The 15,153-nt window shown below is 46.6% G+C and carries 11 protein-coding genes; 5 read left to right on the forward strand and 6 right to left on the reverse strand.

Annotated features, from left to right (window positions below):
* The 4 genes from QUA27_RS19585 to QUA27_RS19600 form a co-directional block, all read right to left on the reverse strand.
* Window positions 1-2,365, reverse strand: a 2,365-nt coding sequence (locus QUA27_RS19585) for a DUF4347 domain-containing protein (protein ID WP_333069861.1), incomplete at its 3' end; no start/stop codon positions are given.
* Window positions 2,366-3,144: 779 nt separating this feature from the next.
* A complete protein-coding gene (locus QUA27_RS19590) occupies window positions 3,145-5,241 on the reverse strand; it encodes a prolyl oligopeptidase family serine peptidase (protein ID WP_333069863.1) in 2,097 nt (698 codons plus the stop codon).
* A 325-nt stretch (window positions 5,242-5,566) separates the two neighbouring features.
* Window positions 5,567-6,160, reverse strand: coding sequence for a recombination mediator RecR (gene recR / locus QUA27_RS19595; protein ID WP_333069927.1), 594 nt, complete (start codon window positions 6,158-6,160; stop codon window positions 5,567-5,569).
* Between the two features lie 152 nt (window positions 6,161-6,312).
* Window positions 6,313-6,681 carry a translation initiation factor gene (locus QUA27_RS19600; RefSeq protein WP_333069865.1) on the reverse strand — a complete coding sequence of 123 codons (369 nt, stop codon included), beginning with the start codon at window positions 6,679-6,681 and terminating at the stop codon, window positions 6,313-6,315.
* A 238-nt stretch (window positions 6,682-6,919) separates the two neighbouring features.
* On the opposite strand from QUA27_RS19600, the gene trpB reads away from it, so the two are divergent.
* From trpB to QUA27_RS19615, 3 genes are all read left to right on the forward strand, one after another.
* Window positions 6,920-8,158: a tryptophan synthase subunit beta gene (gene trpB, locus QUA27_RS19605; RefSeq protein ID WP_333069866.1), complete on the forward strand. Its 1,239-nt coding sequence runs from the start codon at window positions 6,920-6,922 to the stop codon at window positions 8,156-8,158.
* 69 nt (window positions 8,159-8,227) lie between these two features.
* Complete coding sequence (locus QUA27_RS19610) at window positions 8,228-8,734, forward strand: CAP domain-containing protein (protein WP_333069867.1); 507 nt, start codon at window positions 8,228-8,230, stop codon at window positions 8,732-8,734.
* Between the two features lie 132 nt (window positions 8,735-8,866).
* Window positions 8,867-9,499: a ribonuclease D gene (locus QUA27_RS19615; protein WP_333069868.1), complete on the forward strand. Its 633-nt coding sequence runs from the start codon at window positions 8,867-8,869 to the stop codon at window positions 9,497-9,499.
* 269 nt (window positions 9,500-9,768) lie between these two features.
* On the opposite strand, the gene QUA27_RS19620 is transcribed toward QUA27_RS19615, so the two are convergent.
* Window positions 9,769-10,836, reverse strand: coding sequence for a hypothetical protein (locus QUA27_RS19620; RefSeq protein ID WP_333069869.1), 1,068 nt, complete (start codon window positions 10,834-10,836; stop codon window positions 9,769-9,771).
* A 309-nt stretch (window positions 10,837-11,145) separates the two neighbouring features.
* Here QUA27_RS19620 and QUA27_RS19625 point away from each other — a divergent pair, with 309 nt between their 5' ends.
* Entirely contained in the window at window positions 11,146-11,298 is a 153-nt protein-coding gene (locus tag QUA27_RS19625) for a hypothetical protein (RefSeq protein WP_333069870.1), read from the forward strand.
* Between the two features lie 142 nt (window positions 11,299-11,440).
* Here the strand turns inward: QUA27_RS19625 and QUA27_RS19630 are convergent, their stop codons facing one another.
* Window positions 11,441-12,622 (reverse strand): HetZ-related protein 2, encoded by a 1,182-nt coding sequence (locus QUA27_RS19630; protein WP_333069871.1) that lies wholly within the window; start codon window positions 12,620-12,622, stop codon window positions 11,441-11,443.
* Between the two features lie 166 nt (window positions 12,623-12,788).
* Here QUA27_RS19630 and glyS point away from each other — a divergent pair, with 166 nt between their 5' ends.
* Complete coding sequence (gene glyS, locus QUA27_RS19635; protein WP_333069872.1) at window positions 12,789-14,936, forward strand: glycine--tRNA ligase subunit beta; 2,148 nt, start codon at window positions 12,789-12,791, stop codon at window positions 14,934-14,936.
* Window positions 14,937-15,153: the final 217 nt, after the last annotated feature.

The following is a 15,153-nucleotide window of genomic DNA, read 5'->3' on the forward strand; positions in this document are numbered from 1 at the left end:
CCGCTGGCGGCAGGGTGTTGATGGTGTAGGAGGCGATCGACCCGTCGGGGTCATTTCCTCCCAATCCGGGCACCGGGGCGCTGCTGTTTGGTCCTACCGTGAGGTTAGTAGGTATCGCTTCTGGTGGTTGGTTGGGTGTCAGAATCGTGGTGACGCTAGCACCGGGCGCAGTACCGTCATTGTTGCTGAGAGTCGGATCTAGGGTAGAGGAGTCACTCTTGGCGGTGTTCTTGACGCTGCCGGATGCAGATGCAGGTGCGATGAAGCTGACTGTGTTAATGGCAGGAGGAGCACCCGAAGGCAAGCTGGGAATCGCTGGGAAGGTGACAATCCCAGTATCTTTATTGTAAACACCCTGATTGGATAGACTAACTATTGTTAAACCGGGAACAATGCTGTCAGTAACGGTGACGTTTTCGGCTGTGCTCGGACCGTTGTTGACTGTGGAAATTGTGTAACTGACTGTCCTACCCACAGTTTCGGTAACAGGCCCGATTTTGGTGGTAACTAGGTCGGCAAGAGCAGCAACAATTGTAGTTGAGACTTGAGAGATGGGTTGGGAACTATTGTTGTTAGCTAGATTGGGGTCGAAAGTGCTGGAGGTGCTATAGGCAGTGTTAGTTAAGGCAGCGCCGACGGTTGCGGGAACTGTGGCGGTGATGGTGCGGGTTTCACTAGCACCGCTAGCCAGAGTCGGAATCGCCGGCCAGATGACAGTCCTCGTTGTGGAATTGAAAGTACCGTCGTCAGATATGCTGACTGGTATTAAGCCTGCGGGCAGGGGATCTTGAATCAGGACGCTTTCGGCGCTGTTTGGGCCGTTATTTGTGGAGGTAATCGTATAGGTAATGGTGCTATTGGGTATGGCATAGAGCGGGCCTTTTTTAACAATGGAAACGTCGGCTACGAGTGTAGGCGGATCTATACTTTGGACGATAACATTGTTAACTTCGTGAATGTTTGTGTTTCCCCCTGTCGAAGCAGCAAAGCCAAATTTAAAAGTACGTGGAACTGCTCCGTTTACGGTTGCCAAATTTGGTATGTCGAGCAGTGTTTCGCCCGCATCAAATGTGCCGTTGCTGTTCAAGTCGAAGGCAACTGTCAGACGGTTAGGAAATGTTGGTGAATTCGCCGGGAATAATGTAACTTGAACGGTTCTTTTAGCTTCAGCGCGAATGCTTGTATCTTTATTGTCTATCCCACCGGGAACGACAGTGCTAGTTAAAAAATTATAAGATGTGCTTTGGCTGCCTCTAAGTCCTACTGCATCCGCTAGAAACCCTCCCGGCGCAGCCGGATTTGTATTTACACGCCCTCCCGCTCCTGATTGACTAGCAGAATAATTGCCAAACTCGTCTAATCCGATACCTAAATAACCTCCTACAATACCCGGTACGATTCCACCCCTATTATTCTGAGCATAGCCGAGAGAGCCACCAAAGCCTCCCGCTTGTGTGGGCGTAGCTGTTCCGTCAATGAGGAAAAAACTAATGCCATCCGCACCAAGGAGTTGTTGATTCGCATCAAGAACAGTACCTCTGTTATAGGCAAAGAAATCAAAGGTAACTCTCAGACCCTCAGTGGCAGAGATGGGGTTGTTGTAGATAACAAAAGCTGCTTCATCAAATTTATTGGATGTTAATCTCAAAGTACCGCTTCCGGGTGGATCGCCAGTCCCTAAAGCGGGAATAACGCCGCTGAGGTTTTGTGTACTACCTGCGGTTAAGCCTGGTGGATCGGATGCGCCAAAAATTCCATATATCCAAGGCCCGATTACGGTTGAATTTTTAAATTCTTCAGCAGCTAAGGTAGCCAGGACTGATGTGTAGCCTTCTAGGACTTCTTTTTCAAAGGCTATTTCGGTATTTATTTGTCCTGTGGCCATTTCTAATTCCCAGTCGCCGCCTAGTGCTGCACTACCCGTTAAATTATTGGAAGCTGCAACATTTGCTCCTGTTATTTTGCTGAGCTTTTGTATAAATTTTAGACCTGATTCCCCGGCGCCTGTGTGGCAACTTAACAGCAGAATACTACCTGTTTCGTTGAGAGCTTTACCCCACTGCTGCAATTGGCTGGAATAGGTTTCTATATTGTGAATATTGAGTTCTGTTGAGCCGATTGCTACTGATGCTGATGCGCCGTGAGCAACTATTTGAATGCTGTTGAGGCTGTGCCGCGAGGCTGCAATTTCGGCAATTTGTTCGATTCCATCCCGGGTTCTATCGAGCAGGATTACTTCTGTATCGCTTTTCACTCCCCAGAGAAACTCTTGGTAGTTTTCTACTTTTGAATCCACAATCGCTAGATTGTTTCGACTAGCCTTCTCTGCTTTATAGCTAGCTTGTCTCAAGATTTTAGTTTCCATATTGGTAGATTTCCGTGTTTGTGTAGATGACCAATTTTACAGATTAGGGATGGTTTTGATTTTTGGTTAATTTGGTTGCTAAATCTAAGCTACCCCTTTTCATAGATGACGATAAACTTTCAACTATAAAGTTTTAAACAATATTTTTTAAAGATACATAATAGTTACCTCTATTTGTTATTTATGATCTTAGTCAATCATTAGACAGGATTTACTGAGATCGCCCTGGGATGTCCTGACGCGGCCCATGGCTGCAAATTCTAACATGAATAAGGGGTGACAGCCTTTGTATTAGCCAAGATGCTCTATTTTTGGGAAAAATGATATCAGGTCTAAGGTTAGTTATATGGTAAATTACTTACGGATTTATCAGCACAAGGGGTCTGACCCCTCATAGCGTTTTACTTCGTCTGGTGATATCGAGGCTGGATCGGACAGCTTGAACCGTAAATATACTGAAAATATTAATTTCCTAAAAATTGGCAGATTTTGGCTTTGAGGTGCGATCGCTGTTATAAGTTGAGAGGACCAAACTTCTAGAGATTTATACTTATATTTATAAGAATTTGGCGTGCAGTAAACTCACAGCAATGTAATAATAGCCACTCAACGCTACAAAAGTTAATAAAAAAAACGTGGAAAATTATATATGTTAATATCAGGATTTCGGTGACAAAAAAGAACGATCGCCCTTGAGTTCAAAAAGTACGATCGCCCTTTACACCCTCTTTCTATCTAAATCATCAAACTGCGTCGATCCCACCCTCTAACGCCACTTGCTAAGCGTCAATATCGAGTTCGCGCACTAAAAAAGCCCATTCATCAGCCAATTCTTCAATCACTTTAGCAGTAGGTTTGCCACCCCCGTGTCCCGCTTTAGTTTCTATCCGAATTAACACGGGTTTTTCTCCCGCGTGGGTTTCTTGCAAAGCAGAAGCAAACTTAAAACTGTGGGCCGGAACCACGCGATCGTCGCGATCGGCAGTTGTAATCATTGTCGCCGGATAAGCCGTTCCCGGTTTGAGGTTGTGCAGGGGAGAATAGCCGTAAATTGTCGGGAATTCCTCGGCATTTTCGGGAGAACCGTATTCCGAAGTCCAGGCCCAACCAATGGTAAACTTGTGGAAGCGCAGCATATCCATAACGCCGACTGCGGGCAATGCCGCACCGAACAATTCCGGCCGCTGAGTCATGCAAGCCCCTACTAATAAACCGCCGTTGCTTCCACCTGCGATCGCCAATTTTGCAGGTTTGGTGTACTTGTTTTCGATCAACCATTCAGCGCCGCTAATAAAGTCATCAAACACATTTTGCTTATTCAACTTTGTCCCTGCTTGGTGCCATGATTCGCCGTACTCGCCGCCTCCCCGCAAACAGGCGATCGCGTAAATTCCGCCCAGATCCAGCCACACTACATTGCTAACAGAAAAACTCGGAGTTAGCGACACGCCAAAACCGCCGTATCCGTAAAGATAAGTTGGATTATTGCCATCAAGCTGCAAGCCTTTTTTGTGGGTGATAAACATCGGTACTTGCGTGCCGTCTTTGCTGGGATAAAATACTTGCTTAGTCTCGTAATCGTCGGGGTTAAAATCTACATTCGGCTGGCGGTAAATTGTGCTTTCGCCCGTCACCATGTTGTAGCGGTAAATAGTGTTTGGTGTAGTGAAACTCGTGTAAGCATAAAAAGTTTCGGTATCGTGCCGCTTGCCGCCAAATCCTCCCGCCGAACCGATTCCCGGCAAAGCTATTTCTCGCGCGAAACAGCCGTCTAAGTTGAAGATTTTAATTTTGGTATAGGCGTCTTTCAGATAAGAAGCCACAAATTGATTGTTGAGGATGCCAATACCTTGGAGGGTTTCGGCTGCTTCGGGGATAATTTCTGTAAATTTCCCTTGACTGTCATCGCCAGCGAGGGATAAAGGAGGGGGGTTGTTGGTGTCGATCGCAATTACCCGGCCGCAGGGTGCATTTAAGTCAGTTTGAAACCAGAACAGAGGGCCTTCATTGTCGATGAAACTGTACTCTGCCTCGAATTCGTTAATCAGTTCTACGACGGGCGATTCAGGGGCAGTTAAGTCTTTATAGAAAATCAGGTTTTTTGTTTCAGTTCCCTGCCAAACTGATATAATTAGATATTTGCCGTCTTCAGTGACGCCGCCGCTAAATCCCCATTCTTTTTGGTCTGGGCGATCATAAATCAATACGTCTTCACATTGTGGTGTTCCTAATTTGTGGTAAAACAGTTTTTGGTAATAGTTAACGTCTTCGTGCTTGCTTTTTTCGTTGGGTTCGTCGTAGCGACTGTAAAAAAAGCCTTTACCGTCGTGAGTCCAAGATGCGCCTGAGAATTTTACCCACTTTAAATGATCCGATAAATCTGCACCTGTTTCGATATCGCGGACTTTCCATTCTTGCCAATCCGAGCCGGAGGTTGACAAACCGTAAGCCATATGTTTGCCGTCTTCGCTGATAGCTACGCTACCCAAAGCAACGGTTCCATCTTCTGAGAGTGTGTTGGGGTCAATTAATACTTTGGGTTCGCTGTCGAGGGATGTTAAAGTATAGAGTACGGATTGATTTTGCAAGCCGTCATTCTTGTAGTAGAAATAGCGATCGCCTTCTTTAAAAGGTATGCCGTATTTCTCGTAATCCCAAAGTTGAGTCAGGCGCTGTTTGATTTTTTCCCGCGCCGGAATTTCGTTGAGGTAGCCGAAGGTGACTGCATTTTGGGCTTCCACCCAAGCTTGGGTTTCCTCTGAGTCAGGATTTTCCAGCCACCTGTAAGGATCGGGTACTTGGACGCCGTGGTAGTCGTCTGTTTGGTCGATTTTGCGGGTGGTGGGGTAGCTTAAAGGTCGATCGAATTTGGTCATGATTTTTTACTACTCTCGGTAACTTTTTCCAGTTTACCCTTTCGCGGCAGTGACGACAGGGAACAACGAAACTCAAGACCAAATAACAAATACCAAATACCCCACAGGTTTCAACCTGTCGCTACACAGACAAAACCCGCCGACGCGGGTTTCATATCTTACAAATTTGTCATTACGAGCCTCAGCGAAGCAATCGCAGAAGCTTAGGATATAGCTATCGTCGCATCAATTGTAAACTCTTCATCCTCTCTTTTCTTCCTTCGTGTCCTTGGCGTCTTCGCCGTTCGTTTCTCTTATTGTTAAATCAGCAATCACCAGTTTTCAACTAATCCAACTCCCTCCTTCCTTCCAAAGCGCGAGCTAATGTTACTTCATCGGCATATTCCAAATCTCCCCCCATTGGCAAACCAAAAGCTATGCGCGTCACTAAGGTAAAAGGTTTTAATAAGTGACCGATATAAAGAGTAGTAGTTTCGCCTTCCACGCTGGGACTAATAGCAATAATTACTTCCTTAATTTTTTGCTGGCTGACGCGCCGGACTAATGGTTGAATGTTCAATTGTTCCGGGCCAATTCCATCCATCGGCGAGATAACGCCGCCAACAACGTGATATTTACCCATATATTCCCGCGTTTTTTCTAAAGCGATTACGTCGCGGGATTCTGACACTACGCAAAGGGTATGACTGTCGCGGTTTGTATTGCGGCAAATTTCGCAAACAGGGTCAGCAGATAAGTGAAAGCATACTTGACAGAAACCTACTTGCTGTTTGGCCTCAATCAAAGATTTAGCTAGGGCTTGCACTTCTTCTTCCGGTCGTTTCAAAATATGTAAAGCTAAACGCTGGGCTGTTTTTGGACCGACTCCGGGCAAGCGCTGCAATTGTTCGATTAAACGAGCTAAAGGTCGAGTGTACATTAAAAATTGGCGGTAATTGGTAATATCATTTCTGGTTGATTCGCGATCGTAGAATTGGCGCGATGTAGGGGCGGGTTTTACCAACCATCTATGTCTTAAACTAAGTATATCATAAACTCGTCTCGCCCCTACACTGATGACTATTGACTAATTTACCCTCCACTAATTTTAGCTTTGTAGCCTAACTTTGTGATAATTTCTAGCAGCTTTTGCTTGTGTTCGCCTTGAATTTCGATTTCATTATCTTTGACTGTGCCGCCAGTACCGCATTGGGCTTTTAGCTGCTTGGCTAAAGTTGCTAATGTTTCGGGTTTTTCCTGAAAGCCGCTGATGACTGTAACTGTTTTGCCGCCGCGTCCTTTTCGGGATGCTTCGATTTTGAGGTTTTGTTGATTGGGGGGAACTTCGGCAACTCCCCGTTGGAGGGCTGCAGAGTTGTCAACGCTGCCAAATTCGGAGTAAACTATTCGTTTGCCCTCGGTTGTTTTGCTGTCAGAATCTTTGCGTTTGGATGCTGCCATAGGTTAAGATGCTTGAACTTTTTTTACTGGTATTTCTAGTTTTAGCGGATTGGGGTATGGTTGCGATCGCTCGGAATGCGCTCTATCTTCTACTTATTGTATTAGCCCGTCAAGCGTTCAAGGAATTATAATGAAATTTGTTCGATCGCCTCCAGTCCACAACCAATTTGGTACGATCGACACCAAGCCTCTAGCTTACCCGTGAATCTAAAATCTAAAATCTAAAATCTAAAATCAAATGACAGTCACCCCCCTGCATCTCACCACCGAAACCAGCGCCCAACGCCCCGACTCCCTCGGCCGATTCGGCCAATTCGGCGGCAAATACGTCCCCGAAACCCTGATGCCGGCTTTATTTGAACTAGAAGCCGCTTTCCACAAATACAGCAGCGAACCGGAATTTCAACAGCAACTCCAACAATTGCTCAAAGATTATGTCGGCCGCCCCAGCCCTTTGTATTTTGCCGAACGCCTCACAGAGCATTATGCTAAAGCAGACGGAACTGGCCCGCAAATTTACCTCAAACGCGAAGATTTAAACCACACCGGAGCTCACAAAATTAACAACGCTTTAGCTCAAGCATTGTTAGCAAAACGTATGGGCAAAAAGCGCGTAATTGCTGAAACTGGTGCGGGTCAACACGGCGTTGCTACTGCCACAGTTTGCGCTCGTTTCGGTATAGAATGCGTTGTCTACATGGGCGTTCATGACATGGAAAGACAGGCTTTAAATGTGTTTAGAATGCGCTTGATGGGAGCCGAAGTGCGGCCGGTGGCTGCGGGTACGGGAACGCTGAAAGATGCGACTTCGGAAGCGATTCGCGACTGGGTGACAAATGTCGAAACAACTCATTACATTCTCGGTTCCGTAGCGGGCCCCCATCCTTACCCGATGATGGTGCGCGATTTCCATGCGATAATCGGTCAAGAAACCCGCGCTCAGTGTCAGGAAAAGTGGGGCGGTTTGCCGGATATTTTATTAGCTTGCGTCGGCGGCGGTTCTAATGCAATGGGGCTTTTCCACGAGTTTGTCGGGGAAGAAACTGTCAGATTGATCGGTATTGAAGCGGCGGGCGAAGGTGTGGATACGGATAAGCACGCTGCTACTTTGACTAAGGGAAGTGTCGGAGTTCTGCACGGGGCGATGAGTTATTTGCTGCAAGATAATGAAGGTCAAGTAATCGAGCCGCATTCGATTAGTGCGGGTTTGGATTATCCGGGTGTGGGGCCGGAACACAGTTATTTGAAAGATGCGGGCAGAGCTGAATATTATAGCGTAACTGATGCAGAAGCACTGGGAGCATTTCAGCGGCTTTCGCAGTTGGAGGGGATTATTCCGGCTTTGGAAACTGCTCACGCGATCGCCTATTTAGAGACTCTGTGCCCGCAGCTAACAGGCAATCCGCGCATTGTGCTTAACTGTTCCGGACGCGGCGATAAAGACGTGAACACTGTAGCGAAGGTTCTGAATATCTAGGTTAGCGGAATGTGGGGCGATCGCTCTGTAGGAATTGGTAACAATTAACTTTATTTCTCGTTTGATTTCATGTCCAAAGGTTTGATTTTGACGTGCTTGGGATTGTTGACAATCCTGCCTCAGTGTGACACCTCTATTCCTACGCGATCGCTGCCACAAACTCCCATGAATACTAATGTTGCTTCGAGTGCTATTACTGACTTAGAAAAAGCGGTCAACCAACAGATTAATCAATACCGAGCATCTAAAAAGTTGCCGCCGCTGAGTATCGATCCGCGAATCACTCAGATAGCAAGAATTCACAGCGAAGATATGGCTAAGGGTAAAGTAAGTTTTAGCCACGATGGATTTGAAGCGCGGGCGAAAGCAATTACGATTCCTTATAAAAGTGTAGCTGAAAATCTTGCTTACAATTTTGGCTACAGGGACCCGGTACGCAATGCTGTTGAGGGTTGGATTAAAAGTGACGGCCACCGCAAAAATATGGAAGGTCAGTTTAATGTGACAGGTATTGGAATTGCCAAAAATGCCAAAGGTGAGTATTATTTTACTCAGCTTTTTGTTCTCAGTCGGTAAGCTGAAGGAAGAGGGAAGAAGGAAGAAGGAAGAGGGAAGAGGGAAGAGGGAAGAGGGAAGAGGGAAGAAGGCAGTCAATAGTCAACAGTCAACAGTTAACAGTCAATAGTCAACAGTCAATAATTACTAATAATGGAATTTGCAGATTTTCAAGTGTGCGATGGTGATATTCCCGATTCTCTCTTATCTTATTATTTGACAGCAGAGGCGATCGCCGTTGATACGGAAACAATGGGTTTGCTACCGTGGCGCGATCGCTTGTGTTTGGTTCAGTTGTGCGATCCGCAAGGTAAAGTTGCGGCGGTGCGGATTGCTAAAGGCCAGACTGCGGCCCCGAATTTAAAAAAGCTAATGGAAGCTGAAAATATTGAGAAGGTATTTCATTTTGCGCGCTTTGATATGGCAACAATGCGTTACAATTTAAGTATTGACATTGCACCTGTTTTCTGCACAAAAATTGCAAGCAAACTTGCGAGAACTTACACCAACAAACACGGACTTAAAGATTTAATCCAAGAGTTGGAAAAAGTAGAACTCAACAAAACTTCTCAAAGTTCTGACTGGGGAAATTCTGAACATCTTTCAGACGAGCAACTCAGCTACGCTGCTAACGATGTCCGCTATTTGCTGAGCGCTAAACAAAAATTGACTGCTATGTTGCAGCGAGAAGAACGCTGGGAAATTTCCCAGCAATGTTTTCAGTGTTTGCCGATTTTTGTGAGTTTGGATTTATTGCAGTACAAGGATGTTTTCGAGCACGGCTAATACCATTTTAGATTTTAGATTTTAGATTTTAGATTGGCAATGACTGATGACTACCAGGGTTTAGAACACGATCATACAATTGCATTCTTTTTTGGAACTGGTATAATATTCTGTCACCTCGCAGAACTGCCATCAAATTGGTTTGTAGTGAAGACTTGAACTATCATAAAACTCGCTTGGACTTTAGTCCTCACTACAAACATAATTATTATTATTTGACCGGACTTGATGTGAGTAAAAAAAAATTCAAAACAGTGATCTATGGCTGATTAGGACTGCTCGGTATTGTGTTCGTGCAGTAAAGCTTCAATTTGGTCGTCAACATTTCTAACCACCTGTTCCAAAGCGGGCAACCCCTCTAAAGGCACAGGAGAAAGCCGAGTTCGATCGCGAATTTGATTCACTTTCCGCTGCAATTCTTCGGCCAGCCGCAGCGCGTCCCGACTCAAAGTAGACAACTGCTGCTGCTGGTAAAACCTCAAAGCTGCCCCCCGCAAAACTTGCAGGGTGGCTTCTTCCTTGCCGCCCACCGTCATTACCCGCAAGCGCAACAGCAAATGAGTGTTTTGATATATGCGCTCAACTTCGACTTGTTTGGGCTGTTCCACCGGGCATACAGGCATATCTGTCAGCCGCTTCAACTCGTCGATGACCTCTTGGAAAAGGACGATATCGATACCTTCGAGCATCGATTTCAAAACGCCATCTTGACTCCAAAGAATGCGACCTTGGGACTGATGCCGCTCAAAAAACAGGCGACCGATACCCTCTCGCAGCACTCTACCGAGCAATTCTTGTAGGAGTTGGGGCGCGGGCAAAGTTGCCAAAACTTCCACTTGGCTTGACAAGTGCAAAGCCTCGACATTCAAAACCGAGAGCTGTGTCGGTGTCGGGGGAACCTCAGCGCCAGCAGGTTTAAACCGCTCAGGAGCGGGTATCGAGGGTTCTGGCACCGACAGCAGCGTTGCTGCATTGGGGCCTGAAGTTGCTGGTGCGGGATTTTTGGGTGTTGGGGCGGCGGCGGTTTCTGTCTGGCTCGGTTCTCGGAGCTGGTTCCCGTGCAGCAAGTAAGCTGAGAGCATCGAGCGCTGAGTTTCCGAGGCAATTGGCTCTGTTGTGACTGAGCAATTCATGTAAGCTAAAATCCGCTGCACGTAGTCCAAGGCGGAGTCATCTTGGGCATCGACTACACCCAATTTAAACAGATTACCTTCTAGAGATAAAGGCAAAACTTGATAGTAAAGGCAAGCTTCAAAGGGGACAACTGTATCGATTAGGTGAAATATTCGATCGGAGTCCATTGTAGCTGCCGAGTCTGTTGAAGATGTATGTACCATTAGCTGCTTTGTAGTTGGAAGCGCGATCGAGCGCGACGCACCAACCTGATGCGATAAAATTAAACGCTGCAACTTCCCTGACGGAGGAATTGGCCTAACAACCGGAAGCTTTTATTAAAGAAAAATCCTTAGTCCCAGAATTTTCTCTCTTATGTATTGCAGCCTCAAATTCTACCAAAAGATTGAGAACTAGATGATGACTAGCGCCGTCTAGACCCACTATCATCGATCGCCCGAGATTGATGCCCGTGGCTGGCAACAATAGAATTATGTCTTTAATGCACAAGTATTAGAGATGCACCACAACCGATGATTTACGGGCAACCGCTGAATTTAGGATTGGTTAAAAAATCCTCAAAAGTCGATCGTGCTGCTAGTATCTTACCTCAGAGAGCTGACTGCGATCGTCTCGGAGCGCGATCGTCACGGCAGCGCTACGATATCCCGATCGATCTAACCTGAATTGATACAAGGGGCATGGCGCGGTTTTCCACGGGGAAACTCGCAGCACTCTGTGGCTTTTGGGGAATTGATTTGTAGCGCGGATTCCGAAAAATGCTACCGCCAATTCACAATTAGCAATTGCCCGCCACCCATTACCAATCTACTCGTTGCGGAGCGATTGAGCTACTAAATACAGTTTGCTCCACTCGCCGATGACTTGATTGGTTTTCAACTTTAATTCAGATGCGATCGTCTCTACACTTTTCCCTGCTTTCAACGATTCTAGCAACTGCCGCTGCACCGGTGTGAGGTCTTGTAAATATTGCTGCCACTGAGCGGGAGTCAAGCCCAAACTGTGTTCTTGGAGCGAAGTTTCCAGCCAGTTGGCGACTAATTCCGGTGCTTGTTTGACCGCAAAAACCCGAATCGCGTGGTAACTAACTTTTTCTCGCAAGCGGTAAATTTGCTTGATCGGAACCTTCAACTCCTCGGCAATTGCCTCTTGGGAACGGCCTTGCAGGTAAAGCCGCAGCCACCGGGAAGCCAGCGGATCGACTTCAGCCGCCAAATAATTCTCAAATTCTTGTTGGACAATCTGCCGCTGAGTTTGCTGCTCTTCCCAAGCTTGATTTTCTCGATACTCGGACATTGCCTGTTCGTCAAGCAGGCTGAGCGGTTCGTCTGTATCGTCGGGTAGAACCTGTTCCGACACCAGCCGCACCCAGTCTCCCGCAGGCACTTGCGTCAACCCGCCCCGCTGGGCACGCCGCAAGTAGTTGACAAAACGGTACACCAGCAGCGGCTGGTTGCGGATCGGCCGCAAGCAGTATTCTTCTGTGCTCGCTAGCAGCAAAGCATTTCGCAGGCGTCTGTCTGAGGTGCATTCGGCAATCCAGGCGACTTGCTGCTGCAGGTAGCGATCGGAATTGAGCATTTCCTGAATCACTTCTTGCAGTACCTCCACCGCACTCCGCTGTCTGTCGCGGCTCAGGGAAACCCACGCTTGGATTTTTTGCCGGAGCACAACCAAGCCGCCGAGCCGCCCGATCAAGTTGCGGTAAGCTTTTTCTGGCGGTACTCCCAGATACCGAGAAATCAAAATTCGATATAAAAAGTCGATCGCGCCGGAGGCGACGGTTAGTTGAGCCGGAGCAAGAGTGTCAAATCTTTCTGGCCTGTCTCCCAACAGCCAGCGGACAACACTCTCGCGAGTGCTAGAACTCTCCTCCGGGCAATCTTGTTCAAGTCGTGACTTCCAATCTTGTGCCAGTCTTTCCGCCAAGGTCATGAGCTGTTGAGCTATTTGTCTTTCACCCCCGATTTTACGTGGTATGCTGATCATTTGAGTCTTTTTTGGATCTAATAGGACTTGCGCGTAGGTAAAATAATTCTGTCATTGGGTTATCGCGATCGCAATTGCAGGTTTATTTCACTGCATATCGGTAAGTTTTCTAATGATTGAACGGGCAGATTAATTGCCTATTGACAAAAATACCTAACACTGTTATATGCCTAACTTTTTATTAGAACTCGGTACAGAAGAATTGCCCGCATCTTTTGTCGCAAGCAGCGCCCAGCAGTGGCAGCGACTTGTACCTGCAACGCTGGCAGAAGAATCCTTGACAAATGAGTCAATTAATGTATACGCTACTCCGAGGCGTTTGGCCGTTCTCGTGAAAGGACTGCCAGTTCAGCAATTAGATAGAGAAGAAGAGGTAAAAGGGCCGCCAGCAAGTTCGGCTTTTAAAGATGGCAAACCGACGAAAGCAGCGGAAGGTTTTGCGAAAAAGCAAGGCGTCGAAATTGATGCTTTGGAAGTTCGCGCTACCGATAAAGGCGATTTTGTGTTTGTTCTCAAAAAGATTCCGGGGCGGAGGACAGCGGATATTTTGGCAGAACTTGTACCGCAGTGGATTAACAAGTTAGAAGGCAAAAGATTTATGCGGTGGGCCGACGGAGATTTGAAGTTTCCGCGCCCGATTCGATCGCTCGTGGCACTGTTAGATGATACTGTACTGCCAATTACATTGGTGAGCGGTTCGGATACGGTCAAGAGCGATCGGATTTCCCAAGGACACCGGGTGTTACATCCGCAGCCTGTCTCGATTCCGCAAGCCGAGGATTATGTCGAATGTCTGCGGGCTGCTTGCGTGGAGGTCGATCGATCCCAGCGCAAAAATCAAATTAAAGCACAAGTAGAAGCCGCAGCAACAAAACAAAGCGGTTACGCCGACATTACGGAAGATTTGTTAGAAGAAGTCACCGACTTAGTAGAATGGCCGAACGCAGTTGTCGGGAAATTTGACGACGAATTTTTGATATTGCCGCCGGAAGTAATCACCACAATTATTGTCACCAACCAGCGATATTTTCCGATTCTCAAAAGCCCGGATTTTCCCGAACTGCTGCCCTATTTTATTACAATTTCCAACGGCGACCCGGCTAAAGCGGCGATTATTGCTGCAGGTAACGAGCGAGTAGTGCGGGCGAGATTGGCAGACGGTCAGTTTTTCTACAAAGCAGACTTGGTAAAGCCTCTAGAGGATTATTTGCCCAAGTTGGCAACAGTTACTTTCCAGGAAGATTTGGGGACAGTACGCGCAAAAGTCGATCGGCTGTGCAAGATTGCCAGCCTCATCACCAACCAACTGCAAATCACAGGCGCAGAACAAGCTTACATAGCAAGAGCAGCCTTACTTTGCAAAGCCGACCTCGTAACCCAAATGGTTTACGAACTTCCCGAAATGCAAGGAATCATGGGGCAGAAATACGCCTTAGCAAGTGGTGAATCCGAAGAAGTAGCCACAGCAATTTTTGAACATTATTTGCCCAAAGGGGCCGGCGACAATTTACCCCAAACTCTCACAGGTCAAGTTGTCGGAATAGCCGACAAATTAGATACTTTAGTCAGCATCTTCGGCTTGGGAATGTTGCCGACTGGTTCATCCGATCCCTTCGCTTTGCGCCGCGCCGCTAATGCAATAATTAACATTATTTGGGCGGCTCAGTTGCCAATCAATTTGCACCAGTTGCTTGCAGAAGTTGTTGCCGAATTTACTGCAGCACGCCCAGAAACACCTGCAGAGTTGCTATCACAGTTATACGAGTTTTTCTTACAAAGAATTCGGACTTTGTTGCAAGAAGAAAAGAATGTAGATTACGATTTGGTAAATGCAGTTTTGGGAGAAAACGACCCAGAATATACTGAACGAGCATTGAGAGATTTGTTGGACGCACTGGAAAGATCGCTTTTTCTCCAAGAAATCCGCAATAACCAGACTTTGGATCTAATTTACGAAACAGTCAACCGTTCAACTCGTTTGGCTGCTCAAGGTGATTTGGATAAAGTAGAATTGGAACCGAAAACGGCTGTGAAACCGGAGTTATTTCAAAAGTCGTCTGAACAAGCTTTTTACGATGCAGTCGTGCAGTTAGTGCCGCAAACGCTGTTATCCAAACAAACTCGGAATTACCAGCAGTTAGTAGATAGTTTGACGGAAATTGCTCCGACTGTCAGCAACTTTTTCGACGGACCCGAAAGCGTTTTGGTGATGGATTCTGACCCGGTAATTAAGGAAAATCGGTTGAATTTACTGGGTTTGCTGCGGAATCACGCGCGGGTTTTGGCTGACTTTGGGGCGATCGTGAAAGGTTAAAAAATTCACGGTAAATCATCATGCTAGGGTGCGCAATGCGCACCTTATGCGACAAAAAAAATCGGGGTAAATCATCATGATAGTAAATTAGACAATATTGCAAAAGTCGTAAACTATCTTGAAAGTATCTGCGTTTATCTGCGGTTTCCCTATCTATCAAAGATTTATCCAATAAGCCTATCATAATGGTAGGGTGCGCATTGCGCACCTTACGATA

Source organism: Microcoleus harperi Pol14_C6, from assembly GCF_036701295.1.
Classification (GTDB): Bacteria; Cyanobacteriota; Cyanobacteriia; order Cyanobacteriales; family Microcoleaceae; genus Microcoleus.

Bases quoted from the DNA above. Each gene is read 5' to 3' on its own strand.
- QUA27_RS19630 (WP_333069871.1), bottom strand. From the start codon at position 12,622: ATGATCAGCATACCACGTAAAATCGGGGGTGAAAGACAAATAGCTCAA.
- QUA27_RS19610 (WP_333069867.1), top strand. From the start codon at position 8,228: ATGTCCAAAGGTTTGATTTTGACGTGCTTGGGATTGTTGACAATCCTG.
- QUA27_RS19615 (WP_333069868.1), top strand. From the start codon at position 8,867: ATGGAATTTGCAGATTTTCAAGTGTGCGATGGTGATATTCCCGATTCT.
- glyS (WP_333069872.1), top strand. From the start codon at position 12,789: ATGCCTAACTTTTTATTAGAACTCGGTACAGAAGAATTGCCCGCATCT.
- trpB (WP_333069866.1), top strand. From the start codon at position 6,920: ATGACAGTCACCCCCCTGCATCTCACCACCGAAACCAGCGCCCAACGC.
- recR (WP_333069927.1), bottom strand. From the start codon at position 6,160: ATGTACACTCGACCTTTAGCTCGTTTAATCGAACAATTGCAGCGCTTG.
- QUA27_RS19625 (WP_333069870.1), top strand. From the start codon at position 11,146: ATGATTTACGGGCAACCGCTGAATTTAGGATTGGTTAAAAAATCCTCA.
- QUA27_RS19620 (WP_333069869.1), bottom strand. From the start codon at position 10,836: ATGGTACATACATCTTCAACAGACTCGGCAGCTACAATGGACTCCGAT.
- QUA27_RS19600 (WP_333069865.1), bottom strand. From the start codon at position 6,681: ATGGCAGCATCCAAACGCAAAGATTCTGACAGCAAAACAACCGAGGGC.
- QUA27_RS19590 (WP_333069863.1), bottom strand. From the start codon at position 5,241: ATGACCAAATTCGATCGACCTTTAAGCTACCCCACCACCCGCAAAATC.